The sequence below is a fragment of the Chroococcidiopsis sp. CCNUC1 genome (assembly GCF_023546805.1).
GTDB lineage: Bacteria > Cyanobacteriota > Cyanobacteriia > Cyanobacteriales > Chroococcidiopsidaceae > Chroococcidiopsis > Chroococcidiopsis thermalis.
On the sequence record NZ_CP097480.1, the window covers coordinates 5,385,785 to 5,403,259 of the forward strand.

Below are 17,475 nucleotides of genomic sequence, written 5' to 3' on the forward strand. Positions count from 1 at the left end.
GTTAATCTTCTACTCGAAATCGGGACACGGAAAGTTGGAGTTCGCGGGCGACCTCAAGGAGTTCCTGTAGCGTAGATAGCACGGCAGCAGATTCGGTCGAAGTTGTTTGGGCGATCGCTGCTACTGTTTGCATGGTTTGATTGACCATACAGGAGTTATCTGCTTGAGAAACTGTCCGCACGGAAATTGATTGCAGCAATTGGTCGATTTCTTGACCGATCTGTGCCATATCCTGCAAGTTGGTTTTCGTTCTTGTCACCAGTTGGGTTCCTATTGCTACAGAGGCGTTGCTAACTTCCATCGTTTTTAACACATCGCTGGTTCCTTGCTGGATAGTTCGCACCAATCGGTCAATTTCTTTAGTTGCGTCTGTGACTCTTTCTGCTAAGCGTCTGACTTCGTTAGCCACGAGGCGAAACCCTTTACCATTTTCTCCAGCTCTCGTTGCTTCGATTGCGGCGTTGAAGGCGAGGACGTTGGTTTTTTCAGAGATTGTCGAGATAATGCTGACGATTTTAGAAATTTCTTGAGAAGATTCCGCTAGCCGTTTGGCTTTTACAGTTGTCTCCCAAACATTGGCGCGGAGTGTTTCCATGCTATTGACAGTCTCGTCCATCGTTCGATCGCTATCTTGGGCTGCATCTAGTGCCTGACGAGCGATGGTGGCGGCGGTTTGGGCGGAACTGGCGATCGCTTGAATCGACTGTTCCATTTCTTCTACCGAAGTCAATGCTTCTGCCACTGTTTCGGCTTGGGTGTTGGCTTCACAGGCAAGTTTTTCTACAGAAGCTTCGCTGTCTACGGCTGAAATTTGCACCTGTTCGGCGGCTGATTTAACTTGCAAGACTATCTCGCGCAAGCTGGCAATAACTGTATTAAATGCATCAGAAATTGCGCCTGTTTCCCCCTGCGAGACTTTAGCTCTGACAGTCAAGTCGCCGTGTTTGACTGTTTCCGTCTCTAACAGCAAGTTTATCATGCCCCGCTGTAACCTTTCTTTTTCCTGACGCTGGCGGGTTTCTGAGGTGCGCATTGCCTCTAGGTTCGCTTCAATGTTTGCCGTCATCGCATTTAATTGCCGCGCTAGAATGCCTATTTCGTCGCCGCGCTGAGAATTTTCTAATCTCTCTCCCTGCTTGCCCTCACCTACTGCCTGAGCGAATTCTGCTAGTCGTCTGAGCGGGCGGGCAAAGGTACTAGCAATTGGAATTGCCATCAATGCTGCTATTAATAGCATTCCCGCTCCAATTCCATAAGCTGTTTTTTGCTGTTGGGCAAGCAGCTCGTCTAATTCTGACATTGGGCGAGCTACAAAGGTCATGCCTACAGGCTTGGCTTTGGTCGGATTGAGTTCTTGCTGGTGGTCGTACAATGGTAGGTATATGCCCAGATATTCTGCACCAGCAATTGTTGTTTTAGCAATAACTTCTTGTCCTTTACCGAGAACGGTGGCGGCTATAGCTTGAGGAGATCGCGTGCCGATATCTCGGGTTTTGCCGTCGCTAGCCGGAATGTTAGAGGAAATTCGCCAGTCTTGAGCATAGACTGCTGAGATGGGAATGCCCACCCGTTGTTTTAGACTATCGTTATTTAAAAAGTTCCGGTTTTCCACTGAGGCGACAATGACAGTACCCACGACTCGATTGTCGATTTCGATCGGGTGGACGACGACACCCACTAAAGCAGCTTTCCCACCATCGATGCTGGATTGACTCGCAGTTGAAGGCTGTGCTGCTTGAGCTGGCGACTGTAACCTGATATTTGCTTGTTTGTCTTGCCCCAAACGTTTGAGAAAATCTCCCTTCCATAACTCCATGCCTTGCAGCGTTTTGCCCGTGCGCAAGGCATTTTGAACGATGGGAATATCTGCCACATTTATCCCCAAGGGCAAGGACACGGGCTGATATTGTGGTGAGAGTTGAAGTTGTTCGGCGGAGGGGTTGAACGATACTGGGGATAAGGTTTGAATGTATTGGGCTACCGTTCTACCCCGAGCATCGGTGACAATTCTCAAGTTTTTTTCTACCGAGTCGCTTTCATCAGAAACTTTCAAACTCTCCATGTAGGTTTGCAATTGCTGTCGATACGCACTGACTTGGCTTTGACTGTTCAAATCGATCTTCAAAGTTTCGACGAGCCGAGCGATCGTATCTGCCTCTGTCTGTGCCTCGTCCACACTCCACATCACGTAGTCTTCAGTGAAGTACGACCCGTCCCTTTGTAATGACTGCTTGGCTTTTTGCAGTAAGGTGTCTCGGGTGACTGTGACAATTCCTTGGGTGATGACGACAATTGGGAGAGCAGTGCTAATTATTAAAACAATGGCGAGTTTGGTGCGGAAGTTGAAGTGTTGCCAGGCGTTGGTAACTCTACTGCCAGCTACTCTCATTCTCAGCATGAGTGGCTGTGGGCTAACAGTGCTTTCCAGCCCCTCTCCCAAACTTAATTTGGATTCTGACAGTGGTTTGCCCGTTTCCGAGCTATTCGCCTCTCGCCACCCATCAGATCTTTCTAGAGTTTCCAGCGCCTTTCGCGCCACAGAGCCGTAAATCCCATCGGGATCTTGCGCGATCGCTTCTCGGTAAAATGCGGCAGCTTTGATAACATCTCCCGTCTGCTCTAAGGCATTCGCGAGCGTAATTTTATTCACCAAATCTTTTGGTTCGCGTTCGACTTCTGCTGCTAGCGCCGCAATGTGCTGTGGCGTGGGCAGATTTGGATAACTTTTGCTAGATGCTGTCATGGATGTACTGAGGTGCGATCGCAGGTGGATAGAGCCGTAAAAATAGCATTCACATTCAGGGCAGTTACGGGGCGTTCGATCTGGGCAACACCAATGCCATAGAGCTTTAAAGCTGGCGGAAATTCTGCCGGTACGGGTTGAAACTGCTGCGGATCGAGCGAGACAATTCCCTTGAGCAGCGACACCACGCAGCCGACTTGCCGCGAATCTTGCTCTCTTGCCACATGAGCGCTCCCGTTCAGCACGACAAGAGTTAAGTTGGTCTTGGCATGAGCATTTCTGACCGAACTAACTAGCCCCAACAACCCGCTTAAATCTAGTATCCACAACAACTTACCGCGCTGGTTTGCTACCCCTAACAATGTTGATGCTACGCCAGGGATGGGGCAAATTTGCTCTAGCGTTAAGGTTACTACACCTACCGTCTGTTCCAACGGTAATAACAGTTCGATTCCCGGCGATAGCTGAATGTGAAAGTATTCGGTGAGCATTAGAGCCAACTAGGCAGTGGAATGCGGTGACTAACTGAGATGACTACACACTGTCTGGACTAGATCGAGTGGTGCAAAAGGTTTAGCAATATAAGCATCTCCTCCTTGACGTAAAGCCCAAAACCGATCGAATTCCTGATCTTTCGAGGAACAAAAAATAATTGATATATCTTCAAATGTCGGACTAGCACGCAGTTGGCGACATAAATCGAGTCCGCTGATCCCAGGCATAACAATATCTAATACGATCAGATCTGGTCGGTGGTTGGCTGACAACCAGTGCAAAGCAGATTCTGCCGAGTCAACACAAACCACATTTAAGCCAACTTGTTGCAATAAAGCCACTATCAACCGTCGATCGGTCGGGCTGTCTTCAACAACTAAAACGGTTTTCATCTATAAATTTCAGCTAAAGTAAAAAATATCTGGTTGTAGTTGTTGATAGTTGACTTTTTCTAGTTTTCCACCGTGGAAGTAAAATTGGGTTTTGTATTTACTAGCTTATATTTGTTCAGGTGTTAACTTACACTCCTAAAACAGGAACTTATCAAAATTTTGTAAATTTGTCTAGAGATAGCAGCAGATCTTAACCGTAAAATTGTATACAGGCAAGTAGCGAATAGGTAGGTTTCGGGTAGGGGGCAGGAAAGAATTTATACTAATTACTCACCCCTCCCTAACCGTCACTGACTACTCGCTAAACTACCGACTCGCTCATTTACGGGTTATCGATAATGACTTGAATCCCTCGGTCAATTGTTGCATCTGCTTCTGCTGGTGTAACTGGTCTAGGGGTAAATAAATCTCTTTGTACTGGCTTGATTTGGATTGCTCTAGGGGCTGGCAGTTTGGCGGGAGCAGGCGATCGCCTTGTTGTGGTTTCTAGTTCTATCGTGCCTAAAATTTCTGCATTTCCTCGGGCGATCGTTCGTTTCTGTAAACTTTCAACTGTTGAGATGTTATTGATACCAGAGTTGACCTCTGTTTGAGCTAAAACTGGTTGACCCAAGGCGGCTGTTACTAGCAATATAGCAGTTGCAATAAGAGAAAATCGTAGGTAGAGCATAGCTTTAGCTTGTCAAAACAAGCGCGAGGTTTGAGTAAACTTCTACACTCCATAGGTCGGCAAATAAGTACGTATATTGCAGACACGCACTAACCTAATTCGCACCACCTCTCATTTCAATTTTAGTTGTGCTTTTTAGATTAAACTTATAATTTTTCTTATGGTACTAAAACCGCTCTATAAAAATCTGTATCCAGACTCACTAAGTTTCTCTGTTATTTGTGAGGAGAGTCGAGAGTCGAGAGTCGGAATTAACTGGTCACTGGTCAGGAGTCACTAGTCACTAGTCACTGATAACTGAAAACTGCTGCCAACAAAGATAGAGCGCTCTGGGAACGTGGAAACAACCTTTCCATTTGCCACCTTTAAGGTTTAATAAGACTTGTCCCTGGCGATCTAAGTAACCGAACCATTCGCCATATTCAGGATCGGCAAAATGCGACCAAGTGTAATCGTGCATTTTTTGATACCACTCCCAACACGCTTCGCGTCCCGTCAGGCGATATCCCATTACCAGTGCTACCAATGATTCTAAATGCACCCACCACAGTTTTTGATTCCATTCCAGTTGCTGAGGTGGATGTCCGTTAGCATCCATAAAATAGTATAAGCCACAGTATTCGTTATCCCAGGCAAAATTGAGAATGTTGAGGATTACGTCAACTGCTTGGTTAATCGTTTTCGGATCGTTGTGGCGGCGTGCAATATCCATGATGAACCACATGGCTTCAATCCCATGACCGGGGTTAATGAGTCTGCCATCAAAACAGTCAATATGGGAACCATCTGGAGTCACGTTTTCATACATTAAGCCGCGATCGCGATCTAAAAAATCGGTCATGACTTCGCGCACGGTGGCGGCTAAAATTTCCTCTAGGCGATCGCTGGGTAGCAGCCAGTCCATTTCTAGGGACAAGTTGGCTAAGATCATCGGTACTGCTAGCGATTTGAGCGATCGCGTCCCAGTATAAGCTTTGTTATATTTGCCTTTGGGGTTATTCTGGCGGCGTAAAACGTTGTTGTAAGCTTGCAAGGCAACATCTTTTGCCCAATCTTCTCCTGAAGCTAAAGCATACTTACTAAATGCCATTGCCGCGAAGCAATCAGAAAAGATATTGTATGGCTGTACCAGAGGATTACCAGCGCGATCGAGAGCAAAGTACCAATTACCTTCAGGATCTCGTCCGTGTTTTGCTAGAAAATTTGCACCGTTTGCGGCAATTTTGAGCCACTCTGGACGTTTTTCTAGTTGGTTATACAACATGGAAAAGATCCAGACTTGGCGATTTTGCAACCAAATAAACTTGTCGGTATCGTAAACATTCCCCGCGCGATCGAGACAGGTAAAGTAGCCGCCTTGCTCCCAGTCGATTGAATGCCGTTCCCAAAAAGGAATTACGTCGTTGAGCAGAGCGTTTTTGTACAGTTCAGCTAATGCTTGAAAATCTTGCCGCATAAGTTTGGATAGCACGAGGGAGCGATCGCCACTAATTATCACCTTGCTATAGATAATTCACAAGAGCTGGATCGCGTATCTTCAAGAGCGATCGTAGATGACAATATTAAATTGCTCCTCCTCAGAAGGAGGCTGAAAGTATTTGGTTATTTCCTCAAATACCGTTTCGCTGACAAAAGCTGATTCCGATTGATTTTTACTTCGCTCTTTTAATTGACGTTTGCAAAGGTCATCAGTTGCGTTAATGAAGTATAGCTTGTGGGCTGCATTAGCTTTCTCAAACAATCCGCGAAACCACTTGCGTTGGTTGATTGTGTTGGCTGAAAAATCTAGAACGACCGATATTTCTCTAGAGAGAAGATCGCTGATATGGGATGAAATCGCAGTCCGAAGGCGTGGCGAGTATTTAATATAGCTGGGGATATCGGCAATTTCGTCAGGATAAAGTTGGGCAAGTAGCTCATCTTCAACGAAAAGAATTGCGTTGTATTCTTTGGCTATCTGCCTTGCTAACGTAGATTTTCCCGCAGCCATTTTTCCACAGAAGAAAAATAGAGTTGATTTGGTACTCACTTTAAGTCTTGCTTAGGTTTGGCGATCGTGCTTCACAGTTATGACTACACTTCCCTTCTTGCGTCCTTGTTCGACATACCTGTGAGCCTCGGCAGTTTGTTCCAATGGATAACGCCGATCTATAACTGATTTTATCTTTCCCGCCTCAATCAACTCTTTGAGGAAAATTAGATCTTCTTTACGCTCAATTGCTATCCCACCTATAACTTTCTTGCTGCTTGTTATTGAAGTCCATAGTCCTCGAAGTATTGGGGACAGATTTATGTGGACAGCTCTGAGATAAATGCCTTTTTTCTTGAGCGATCGCAGACAACCTGAAAACGAACTCTTGCCTACCGTGTCAAAAATAATATCGTAGGTCTTACCGCTTTTTGTAAAATCTTCTTGAGTGCGATCGATAACCGCGTCGGCTCCCAAAGATTTCACTAATTCTAAATTTGCCGTACTACATACCCCAGTCACTTCTGTGCCAAAGTACTTGGCAAGCTGCACGGCAGCCGTACCTAACGCTCCAGAAGCCCCATAGATCAGAACTTTTTGTCCGCTCTGAATCTTCCCTTTATCTCTCAGGAAAATCAGTGAGGTTGTTGCCCCAAAAGGAATGGCGGCGACTTCCTCATAGGTCATGTTAGTAGGCTTGATGGCGATCGCTCCTGCTTCAGGTAAGCATATGTACTCGGCATTAGCGCCAAGACTGATTCCCGCTCCAGCAAATACGCGATCGCCTGCTTGGAATTGCGTTACATTTTTGCCAACCGCTTCAATTTCTCCAGCTAGCTCGCTCCCCAGGATCGCGTTCTTTTTAGGTTTTAAGAAACCATAAAAAAATCGTACGGCGAATGGGTCAGCCTTTCGTAGGCGCAAATCCGCCGAGGTTACTGTTGTCGCATGTATTCTTATCAATACTTCATTGTCCTTGGGAGTAGGTTTTTCTACCTCCTTTAGCTGCATAACCTCCGGCGATCCGTATTCCGTGCAGACAATCGCTTTCATGAATGCTCCTCTAAGATAGCTTTAGTGTTAGCCCTCAACAAGCACCTTAACGCTCAATACGTTCAAGTTCTTCACGAACAACTCTGCGTAAGGTTTCCTCTAAAGGTTCGCGACTCTGCTGAATATGCTGGCGCAAAGCTTCGTTAATCATAGTTTGATAATTTCCTCCGCCTGCACTGTGAGCTTGTTCGCGAAACCATGCTAAAACCTCGTCATCTAGCCGAATTGTGATCCGAGTTTTTCCAGGTGGTGTTGGGTCAATCGCCCCTCGTTTACCCCGACTAAAATCATATTCTGTTTCCATTGGTAAGCCACCTCAACTATAGTATGCACAACTGTACATACTACCAATGGAACAGCGCCCCAAGCAGTTATTCGATCGCATTCATCATACTTTTTAAATAAAGCATCATTATTCAGTCATAAAAAAGTAGGGTGGGCATTGCCCACCCTACTAACAAGTAAACATTAAACAACGGATAATTTTTGCTCTTTCTCTTGCATGTATTCGGTGACAATTTGCCGGAATTGTTCGCCTTCGATTGTCTCGTTATCGACTAACAAATCCACTAATCGATCGACTAAATCGCGATTTTCGCGAATAATCGTCCGCGCTTTTGTAAATGCTTCAGTCGCGATCGCCCTAACTTGATTGTCGATTTTTCTTGCCATTTCTTCAGAATATTCCGATCGCTCCATCCACCCTCCCCCTAAAAATACTTCGTTATCGGGGCTTTCTAAAGCGACTGGACCCAAATTTGACATTCCGTATAATGTCACCATTTCTCGCGCTAGGTTAGCAACCATTTTTAAGTCTCCAGAAGCGCCCGTAGTGACTTCTGAATCGCCAAATACTTCGGCTTCAGCGGCTAATCCTCCCAGGGCGATCGCAATTCGGTCTAAAATCCAAGCGCGACTCCGCAAGTAGCTACTGTCTACATTTTCCTCGTCAGGTACGCTTTGGGCAAAACCACCAATTCCACCCGAACGGGGAATAATTGTCACCTTATTTAAAGGATCGGAATTTTTCAGCAGCGTAATTAATAAGGCGTGTCCGATTTCATGATAAGCCAACAACCGCTTTTTCTTACTATCTAATAATGGTGTCAGCGACAACCCAATCGTAATTCGGTCGATCGCATCCATAATTTCCAACGGTGTAATCGCCTCTTTGCGCCGCCTTGCCGTCAGAATCGCCGCTTCGTTGAGTAAATTCGCTAAATCTGCACCAGAAAAACCAGGCGTGCGTTGGGCGATCGCTTCTAAAGAGACGGAATCATCGACTTTCTTATTACGAGCGTGAACTTGTAAAATTCCCAGTCGTCCTTTGTATGCTGGCAGATCCACCGTAACTTGGCGATCGAAGCGACCGGGACGTAATAATGCTGCATCGAGTACGTCAGGACGGTTCGTCGCAGCAATGATGATAATTCCCGTATTGCCTTCAAACCCATCCATTTCTGTCAGCAATTGGTTAAGAGTTTGCTCTCTCTCGTCATTTCCACCACCAATTCCCGCACCTCTTTGTCTACCTACCGCGTCAATTTCATCGATAAATATTAAGCAGGGGGCATTTTCTTTCGCTTTTTTAAATAAATCTCGCACCCGCGACGCGCCCACACCGACAAACATTTCGACGAATTCGCTACCGGAGATGCTGAAAAATGGGACTGCTGCTTCCCCAGCGATCGCTTTTGCTAGTAATGTTTTCCCCGTTCCTGGAGGTCCAATTAACAAAACTCCTTTAGGAATTTTTGCCCCGACTGCGGTAAATTTCTCTGGCTGTTTGAGGAAGGTGACGACTTCTTGCAACTCTTCTTTGGCTTCGTCAATCCCTGCAACATCGTCAAATTTCACGCCCGTTTTAGCTTCCATCTGGAATCTAGCGCGAGACTTGCCAAAACTTAGGGCTTGGTTAGAAGAATTAGCTGAACGACGTAACAATAGCAACATCAACGCCATCAGAGGCACGATCCAGAGTAAATTTGCTAGCAGACCCACTGCAGCCCTACTATCAGCAGAAGAATTAACTTCCAATGGGACTTGTCTATCTCTAGCTCTATTAATTAATTCTGGATTTTGTTGTAATAACAATACTTCTTTAGGTGGTTCGTCCGCCTTTTGTCCCTTGAGCTGAACTTTAGCAATATTCTGCGCTGGGTCAAGCTCTATTCTGGTAACATCTCCGCGATCGATGCTGCGTAACAATTCGCCGTAATTCAGCGTATTGGAATTTTCTCTTTGCGCCAGTACCGGAGTACCTACAAGCATTGACTGCAATATCATTCCGCTTGCTGCCAAATGCCATAGACTTCGCTTCGCCATATTCATAGCTTTACTACCTGCTGGCGATCGCCGATCTAATGACTGTTTGCGCGAACCTCTCATATTAAAATGCCCTCTGTCGCTGCCTTGACCCATAAACTGTTTTGCAAAGGACGGTAGGTACGATCCACCGTTCTATTTCATACTTAACAGATTGAAGAGATTTTGCCTTAGCTCCAGCTATAAACTCAATTCTTCCAATCTCTAGTGTAACTTCCTGAATTGGTTGTCAGTTATCAGTGTGGAGACGTTACATGTAACGTCTGTACAAATAACGTCTGTACAAAGTTGTCAGCGATCGGTAACCTCTTGCCAATGACTGATGACCAATGACCGATGACTTACTACTATTTCCTCAAATTTGACATCCCCTGGTAAAAGCCGCTATATTTAATTTAAGCATACTCGTAATGATTATGAGTATCAATAATTGAGAAACTTGACAAAGCCATCAAACTAGTGATGCAGCGAATTTTCTAGTTTTGATTTCGCAATAGTCAAAAAATATCGTCAACAAGGATTGAGATATGGTTAAGATTGTGGGTATCGGTGGCAGCTTGCGGAAAGATTCCTACAGCCAACTCGCATTAGAAATTGCAGCAAGGCGAGTCGAAGCACTAGGAGCAGAGGTAGAGATTTTAGATTTAAGGCAGATGCAGTTACCCTTTTGTCATGGGGGCGACGAATATCCAGGCTACCCAGATGTAGAGAGGTTGCAGAATACCGTCCAGCAGGCTGATGGCTTGATTTTGGCTACACCAGAGTACCACGGTAGCGTTAGCGGCGTACTAAAAAATGCTTTGGATTTGATGAGTTTCGACCAGCTAGATAGTAAAGTGGCAGGACTAATCAGCGTGTTAGGCGGTCAACCAAATAGCAATGCTCTCAACGATCTGCGGTTAATTATGAGATGGGTTCACGCTTGGGTGATACCGGAACAAATTGCGATCGGACAAGCGTGGAAAGCTTTTGGTGCTGATGGCAAGCTATTGGATGAAAAATTGTCGCAACGCTTCGACCAATTCGCCCAAAGTTTAGTTGAGAATACGCGCAAATTGCGTGGTGTTTCCTAAAAGTAGGGGCGCACAGCCGTGCGCCCTTAACACATTAATGATGGTGATGATGTCCGTCGTGGTGATGATGTCCGTCGTGATGGTCGTGGTGATGGTGGTGAGCGGACACAACCGCTAACTGAGGATTAACTGAGAGTGCCTGCTCTGATAACAGTGCTGCGATTTGAGGATTCGCCCATTCTGCTGCCATTTGTAGAAAACGAGAATGAGCATTAACACAAGGCATTTGCACGTAGCTAATTGTGGAATGCTTGCGACGCAAGTTGTGAATGATGTGGTCCACGTCTAGTAGAGTTTCATGATTTTCTGTGGCAAAACCAATTGGCATGAAGACGATCGCCGTTGCGCCCAAATCGATCAGATTTTTTGCTGCTTGAAATGCATTTGGCTGCGTCCATTCAATGAGAGGAGTATCGTGGTTGAGCCAGCCTACAGAGATCAGTGGATAGCGGTGGATGAGTTGTTCTCTAACTAGTTCGTATAGAGCTTCACTTTCTGCAATCCCCGACGTGAAACCCTTGGCTTTGTGGGGACAACCATGATTCATTAACACGATGCCGATCTGGGAAGGTAAGTAAGCAGACGCAAGCTCGGCGGCGATTTTTTCTTCTACCAACTGCGCCATCAAATTGATGTAGGCAGGTTCGTTGTAGAAAGAAGGAATATAGCGTTGTCCCTTCAGCCAGTGTTCTTCACCATCAGCTAACTTTGCTAAGGCATTATTGACTTGTTCGACAGCAATACCGCTAGTAAAAATAGAATCGACAACCAGTAGAGGATAAATCAGTAGTTTGTCAAATCCTTGTGCCTTGATTTCTGTGAGAACTTGCTCTGGAAGATAGGGAGCGCAAAAGTTAAAGGCTTTAAAAACTTGAACGCGATCGCCCCATTTAGCTTGTAGCTCTTGCTCGATCCCCGCCCGTTGCTGCTCGAAAATCGCATTATGGGGCGAAACAAAGTGATTGTGTTGATGCTGCCACTCGTGCAAGTCAAACATTGCCAATAGCTTTGCTAAAGGCGGGTAGATCCACGTTGGCACGGGGGCAAACTTAGCTGTAAGTAGATTTAAAGCTTGTTCGTTATAGTTGGCGAAATCTGCATAGCTTTCAACTTCACCATAACCCATTAGTAAAACGGCAACTCTGTCTTGGTTAGAATTTGGAGCTGGCGCTTGAGGTTGTTGTTTCTCTGGAGTTGCTACCAATTTCCTTGCCTCGCCTGAATAAATGTTCTGCCAGTCTTTGATGCTTGTAGCAGGGAGAGTACAAATTCTCATACCCCGCGATCGCTGGTACTACTCTTACTCACACTAGGTTAGCATCCCCTATGGGGGATTGGTCTATCTATGGAGGAAATCTTTATGAAGGGGTGAGGAGCGAGGAGCGAGGAGCGAGAGGACAAGGGAGAGGACAAGGGGATAAGGGGGAGAAGAGAGCTGAGGGAGCAACTACAAATTCAAAATTCACGCATTCAAAATTCACGCATTCAAAATTCAAAATTTCCCCACACCCCACACCCTTTCATCGCGCACCACTCACCACTCTCTTTCCCTCACTCCTCGCTCCTCACTCCTCGCTCCTCATTCAAGCAACGATCGCCCGATCGCGTCCTTCCTGTTTAGCGCGATAGAGAGCGGTATCGGCAGCTTTGAGAATGGCTTCTCCCTCTAATCCGTGTTTGGGAAAGCTAGCGACTCCTAAAGATAGAGTTATTGCTCCAACTGGTTGACCGGAAGATTCGACATGCAGTTGTTTGACAGCGGCGCGAATTTGTTCGGCACGTAATTGCGTTACTCCAAGGGAGGCTTCGGGAAGAATGAGCAGAAATTCCTCTCCACCGTAACGACAAGCAATATCCGAACCTCGGACGTAACTTTGCAAGCAGCGTCCTAATTCCCGTAACACGGCATCGCCAGCATCGTGTCCGAGAGTGTCGTTGATCCGCTTGAAGTAATCGACATCGAGCATGATGATGGAAAGTGGCTGTTGCTTGCGATCGCAACGTAGCATTTCCCGCTCTAAAGCTTCTTCCATATAACGTCGATTGAATAAACCAGTCAGCGAGTCGCGAATGCTCTGGTTTTTCAAAGTCTCGCGGAGTTTTAAATTAGCTAAAGTCGGAGCGATATGTTCTGCGACTCCAATCGCCAGTTGCCTTTTGGCAGGGGAAAGAACGCCCTTCTCTAGCGAACCGAGATAAAGCACGCCGAAGGTTTCTCGATGTGCCATCAAAGGCACGCACAAGGACTCAGCTGGTAAGCTGTGGTGTACGTGTTTGCAGAGCAAACCATCGTCGGCATCATCAACCCAATGAGGTTTACCCAAGCGGAGCGCCCAACAATCATCGGGATTAAAAGCTTGCTGATTTGCTAAGAGGGGGACTCCCCAGGTAGCAACTGGTTCTAGTAAACTTTTCGTGTTGCGGTTGAGAAAAATTCCCCCCGATGCTTGCGGGAATAGAGATTGCACGAGTTGAGCTAGGGTAGTGCAAGCTTCTTCCAGCGTCAGACAAGCTTGGAGTACATCAACGGTATAGCTGAGGTAGGTAATTTCGTGGTTGCGCTGTTTGAGTTCGTTGACCCAATTACTCAGTTGCTCGTTAGCTTGCACTCTTTCTGCTTCCGCTTGCTTGCGTTCTGTTACATCAGTACCAGAGGCAATAATGTAACTAATTTTACCGCTGGCATCGTACATCGGTGTGAAAGCAAAGTCAATCGTGATGAAGCGATCGTCGCCTACTTTTGCTTCGCCTTCATAACGCACTTTTTCACCCTGACTGACGCGATCGATCGCCGATCGCAACTCAGCTTGTACGGTAGGAGAGTAAGACCACCAGTAAGTTTGAAGCAGGGATTTACCCAAAACATCTTTGGGCTGAAGATCGGCTGCATCTAATAAAGCTTGATTGGCTTCGATCAGCGTGCCATCAGCCGAGAGAACGGCAACAAAGGAGAATAAGCTATTGATAATGTTACGTAAGTGCTGTTCGCTGTGACGCAGGCTTTCTTCAGCAGTGGAATGAGTCGTAACGTCCATCCCACAGGCGATCGCGTACTCTACTAACCCTTGGCGATCGCGCAGGATCGTATTTGTCCAAGCAATGCGGCGAGTGTGACCATCACGGTTGAGACAGTAACCTTCATATTGACTTGCCGATTGACTGGTAAGTAAATTTTCCCAGTGAGTTTTGGGCGATTCAGCTTCACCAGGGAGCGAAAATAATTCCCAAAAAAACTTTCCTTTAACTTCTGTTGCCGTGCGAGCGGTCATTTCTTCGCAGGTGCGGTTACAGCGAAGAATTTTCCCTTGCGGGTCGAGAACCAAAATTAAAGCGCCAGAGGTATTGAGGATTGCTTCCGAAAAATCTCGTTCCTGGGCGATCGCTTCGGTCATCTGCTGGCGCTCTCTGATTTCGCGATCTGTAAAACCGTAGACTCCAGTTAAGAGCAACATATTCAGGCAAATAGCAGCAGCAAAGGCAAACATGGATTGACGAGTGCGCGTAAATTCTGCTTGCGACTGCTTCTGTAACAGAGTGTACTCCGTGCTTTCCATGTCTTGGACGATCGCTTCAATTTTATCTGCGATCTGCTTCGATTTCTCTAACAGGGTAGTTTGGGAAGCAGCTGTGGCTCCTTTGGTTTTTCTTAAAAAAGTTGCTTGTTCGATTTCCGTAATTTTTTGCTCGATTAAAGGTTGCAGAGTTGACAAACGGCGCTGTTGGTGAGGATTGTTGCCAGTTTCCTGCTGAAGATGGATGACTTTGGTTTGAATATCTCTTGCCGCGTCGTAGTACGGTTCTAAATAGCTAGGTTGTCCAGTAGCGATATAGCGATGTTTGGCGATCGTTGCCTTCTGCATGGAGGCATGGATCTCTTTCAAGTCTTCGAGGACGCGATAGTGCTGGATTTGCTTGTCGTGATTGCGCCCTAGACTCGTCAGAGTGTGATGAGAAACTGCTCCTACTCCAACTAACGTTGCTGAAGCTAAACCCAAGCCAAGCGCCATGCGGGTAAAAAAGCGCTTGTTACTTGAATGTTGGCGATTGACTGTCGGTGTCGATGCAAGGCGATCGCTTCTCTGTTCCAACAACTTCACAACTTGACGACCTAAAGACTGCAATGCTTCTATCTGCTGCACATCAAGTTCTCGCGCCGTGCGGTCGATCGCGCACAAACTCCCAATTGTGTATCCTTCCGCAACAATCAGGGGAACGCTAGCATGAAAGCGAATGTAGGGCTGAGAACAAACTAAGGGATGAGTAGCAAACTGAGAGTCTGTTGAAGCATCGCTGACAACGAAAACTTCTTTTTGTTGTAGCGCTCGTCCGCACAACGCCAGATCGCGCGAGAGGGACTCGATCTGCCAACCAAAACACGCCTTAAACCACTGGCGATCGAGATCGATAAAACTAATGCTAGCAATGGGAACACCACAAATTAACGCTGCCAATTGCACAATTTCATCAAATTCTGGTTCTGGCGGTGTATCGAGAATTTGACACCGATGGAGAGCTGCTAGTCTGGCGGCTTCATCTTCTAGCAGCGTTGAATTTCCAATAAAAGATTTTGTTTTTGATAACTTTTCTGCTGAGGCATTCAGCCGTTGGTGGGCGGCGGTAATCATCTAAACTCTAGATACTTAAAAACAAGGTTTGTATTCTTCAAAGTTTCGTTTCGAGAAGCCAGGAGTAACTACAGTAAGAACACTGAAAGACTTCTTAAAACTTTCTAAATTCAAGTCATGAAAGTCGTTATTTGTGCGGGAATCCACGATTTGCATCTGACTCAAGCGTTAATCACAGCCTTCGAGTCAAGTTTTACCCCTCTATCGCAGCTAAAAGAAACGGGAAATTTACTGGTTTATTCTCCGCCATATCCGTATTTATCCCTATCTGCTGTAGGCATTTTACAGTTTCTTCACGATCGCCTCGGCAGTTCAAAAACAGCGCCGCCGTTGATTTTCCTCGGTTTTAGCGCCGGAGTCGTAGGCGCACTTGGTGCAGCCTGGGGATGGCAGCTCATGGGAGGCAATGTACGAGCGGCGATCGCGGTAGACGGATGGGGAGTGCCTTTATTTACCAACTTTCCCTGCTATCGCCTCAGCCACGATTACTTTACCCACTGGAGTTCCGCCCTCTTAGGTGAGAGCAACGATAGCTTTTATGCCGATCCGCCAGTAGAGCATTTGGTACTATGGCGATCGCTGCCAACAATTACAGGTTGGTGGGTACACTCAGATGAGAGTCACGCACAACACCGCACTTACCTGACGGCAGCTGAATTTTTGTCTATGCTTTTAAAACGACATGAGAACGAGGGAGTGGCTAGTGGCTAGTGGCTGGTGGAACCAGAATCGATCCCTTGTCTCCCTATTACCCGACTCCCGTACGGGCTGGTTTTCCAAACGAACTCTGATACTAACTACAGACTTTGGGTAAACCCGCCCCCTACAATTCCCTGCTCCCTGCTCGATCGCTCCCTGCTCCCTAATCTAAATGTTTCCCACCGAACCGCCTGCTAACACAAATGGGTTTCGCGCCCTGTTGCACAACCGAAATTTTATGCTGCTGTGGATCGGGCAACTACTGTCCCAGCTAGCAGATAAAGTTTTTCTCGTCCTGACGATCGCCCTGTTGGAAAACTATCCCCTTGCCGCAGGTATAGAGGATACCAGGCGTTCTGACCTATTTATGGCGTTTACCCTACCAGCGATTCTGTTTGGTTCTGCTGGGGGTATCTTGGTCGATCGCGTGCCAAAAAAGCCGATCATGGTTGGTTCTGATGTGGTACGAGGGCTATTGACGCTGATGATCCCGCTTCTACCACGGCAATTTCTGATTTTGCTATTGCTGACTTTTGCGATTTCTACAGTGACGCAATTTTTTGCCCCCGCCGAACAAACAGCGATCCCCTTGCTAGTTAAGCGAGAACAACTCATGTCTGCTAATGCTCTTTTCAGCAGCACGATGATGGGCGCGTTAATTGTTGGTTTTGCTGTGGGGGAACCGCTGTTAAGCTGGGCGAAATCTTCTTTGGGTAATTCAGGACAAGAATTAGTCGTGGGTGGATTATATCTACTATCGGCGGGGATCATGCAGCCGATAAGCTTTCAAGAACGCCAGTCCCCCAGAGAAGAACGACAGAAAAAAAATGCTTGGACTGAGTTTAAAGAGAGTTTGAGCTATTTGCGGCGAAATCGGCTCGTGTTGAATGCCATGTTGCAAATGACAACTTTGTATTGCGTATTTGCTGCTTTAACCGTGCTAGCAATTCGCCTAGCAGCAGAGTTTGGTTTGAAAGAAAAGCAATTCGGCTTTTTTCTGGCGGCGGCTGGGGTAGGTATGGTATTCGGTGCGGCAATTTTAGGTCATTGGGGCGATCGCTTGCATCACAAGCCTCTACCTTTGTACGGATTTTTGATGATGGCGTTTGTCTTGGGCATATTTACATTTACCCACAGTCTATTCCTTGCCTTGGGATTGTCTGTGTTGCTGGGTGTTGGGGCTGGTTTTATCGGCGTACCGATGCAAACCCTAATTCAACAGCAAACTCCACCGGAAATGCACGGGAAGGTATTCGGCTTTCAAAACCACGCGATCAATATTGCTTTATCCGCACCTTTGCTGATTACCGAAAGGCTAACCATTGCCTTTGGCTTACGCAGCGTTCTGATCGGGATGAGTGTCGCCGTCACCGCGATCGGGATCTGGGCGTGGCAAAATACTCGTAGAGTTTTGAAAGATGCGATTTAATT

General features: G+C 46.5%; 15 protein-coding genes. 4 read left to right on the forward strand and 11 right to left on the reverse strand.

All coding sequences use genetic code 11. From position 1 onward, the window contains the following. Position 1: 1 nt before the first annotated feature. The 9 genes from M5J74_RS24880 to ftsH all read right to left on the reverse strand — a co-directional run bounded on the left by M5J74_RS24880 (position 2) and on the right by ftsH (position 9,710). Positions 2 to 2,743 (reverse strand): methyl-accepting chemotaxis protein, encoded by a 2,742-nt coding sequence (locus M5J74_RS24880; RefSeq protein WP_127023400.1) that lies wholly within the window; start codon positions 2,741 to 2,743, stop codon positions 2 to 4. Beyond that, positions 2,740 to 3,234, reverse strand: coding sequence for a chemotaxis protein CheW (locus M5J74_RS24885; RefSeq protein WP_106218298.1), 495 nt, complete (start codon positions 3,232 to 3,234; stop codon positions 2,740 to 2,742). The genes M5J74_RS24880 and M5J74_RS24885 overlap by 4 nt, the downstream gene beginning before the upstream one ends. 30 nt (positions 3,235 to 3,264) lie before the next feature. Then, complete coding sequence (locus M5J74_RS24890) at positions 3,265 to 3,630, reverse strand: response regulator transcription factor (RefSeq protein ID WP_015156687.1); 366 nt, start codon at positions 3,628 to 3,630, stop codon at positions 3,265 to 3,267. Between the two features lie 322 nt (positions 3,631 to 3,952). Continuing rightward, positions 3,953 to 4,300 carry a hypothetical protein gene (locus tag M5J74_RS24895; RefSeq protein ID WP_106168220.1) on the reverse strand — a complete coding sequence of 116 codons (348 nt, stop codon included), beginning with the start codon at positions 4,298 to 4,300 and terminating at the stop codon, positions 3,953 to 3,955. A gap of 283 nt (positions 4,301 to 4,583) precedes the next feature. Continuing rightward, positions 4,584 to 5,756, reverse strand: a complete 1,173-nt coding sequence (locus tag M5J74_RS24900) for an AGE family epimerase/isomerase (RefSeq protein WP_371934083.1) — start codon at positions 5,754 to 5,756, stop codon at positions 4,584 to 4,586. A gap of 81 nt (positions 5,757 to 5,837) precedes the next feature. Further along, entirely contained in the window at positions 5,838 to 6,329 is a 492-nt protein-coding gene (locus tag M5J74_RS24905) for an ATP-binding protein (protein WP_250013827.1), read from the reverse strand. Positions 6,330 to 6,341: 12 nt separating this feature from the next. Then, complete coding sequence (locus M5J74_RS24910; RefSeq protein ID WP_250013830.1) at positions 6,342 to 7,322, reverse strand: NAD(P)-dependent alcohol dehydrogenase; 981 nt, start codon at positions 7,320 to 7,322, stop codon at positions 6,342 to 6,344. A 46-nt stretch (positions 7,323 to 7,368) separates the two neighbouring features. Beyond that, a complete protein-coding gene (locus M5J74_RS24915) occupies positions 7,369 to 7,626 on the reverse strand; it encodes a BrnA antitoxin family protein (RefSeq protein WP_015156691.1) in 258 nt (85 codons plus the stop codon). 164 nt (positions 7,627 to 7,790) lie between these two features. Next, positions 7,791 to 9,710: an ATP-dependent zinc metalloprotease FtsH gene (gene ftsH / locus M5J74_RS24920; RefSeq protein WP_181245490.1), complete on the reverse strand. Its 1,920-nt coding sequence runs from the start codon at positions 9,708 to 9,710 to the stop codon at positions 7,791 to 7,793. 464 nt (positions 9,711 to 10,174) lie between these two features. Here ftsH and M5J74_RS24925 point away from each other — a divergent pair, with 464 nt between their 5' ends. Beyond that, the gene (locus M5J74_RS24925) at positions 10,175 to 10,720 is read left to right on the forward strand and encodes an NADPH-dependent FMN reductase (protein ID WP_250013833.1); all 546 of its coding nucleotides are present in this window, start codon (positions 10,175 to 10,177) and stop codon (positions 10,718 to 10,720) included. Between the two features lie 34 nt (positions 10,721 to 10,754). On the opposite strand, the gene M5J74_RS24930 is transcribed toward M5J74_RS24925, so the two are convergent. Then, positions 10,755 to 11,924, reverse strand: coding sequence for a ferrochelatase (locus tag M5J74_RS24930; protein WP_041463455.1), 1,170 nt, complete (start codon positions 11,922 to 11,924; stop codon positions 10,755 to 10,757). Positions 11,925 to 12,046: 122 nt separating this feature from the next. On the opposite strand from M5J74_RS24930, the gene M5J74_RS24935 reads away from it, so the two are divergent. Then, positions 12,047 to 12,349, forward strand: coding sequence for a hypothetical protein (locus M5J74_RS24935; protein WP_250013836.1), 303 nt, complete (start codon positions 12,047 to 12,049; stop codon positions 12,347 to 12,349). Here the strand turns inward: M5J74_RS24935 and M5J74_RS24940 are convergent. After that, positions 12,304 to 15,345, reverse strand: a complete 3,042-nt coding sequence (locus M5J74_RS24940) for a diguanylate cyclase (protein WP_250013850.1) — start codon at positions 15,343 to 15,345, stop codon at positions 12,304 to 12,306. The two genes, M5J74_RS24935 and M5J74_RS24940, sit on opposite strands and share 46 nt — an antisense overlap. Before the next feature lie 117 nt (positions 15,346 to 15,462). Between M5J74_RS24940 and M5J74_RS24945 the strand changes: the two genes are divergently transcribed. Both M5J74_RS24945 and M5J74_RS24950 read left to right on the forward strand, forming a co-directional pair. Further along, the gene (locus tag M5J74_RS24945) at positions 15,463 to 16,056 is read left to right on the forward strand and encodes a hypothetical protein (protein ID WP_106169312.1); all 594 of its coding nucleotides are present in this window, start codon (positions 15,463 to 15,465) and stop codon (positions 16,054 to 16,056) included. A gap of 160 nt (positions 16,057 to 16,216) precedes the next feature. Next, on the forward strand, positions 16,217 to 17,473 hold the full coding sequence (locus tag M5J74_RS24950; RefSeq protein ID WP_015156697.1) for an MFS transporter: 1,257 nt from the start codon (positions 16,217 to 16,219) through the stop codon (positions 17,471 to 17,473). Positions 17,474 to 17,475 lie beyond the last annotated feature (2 nt).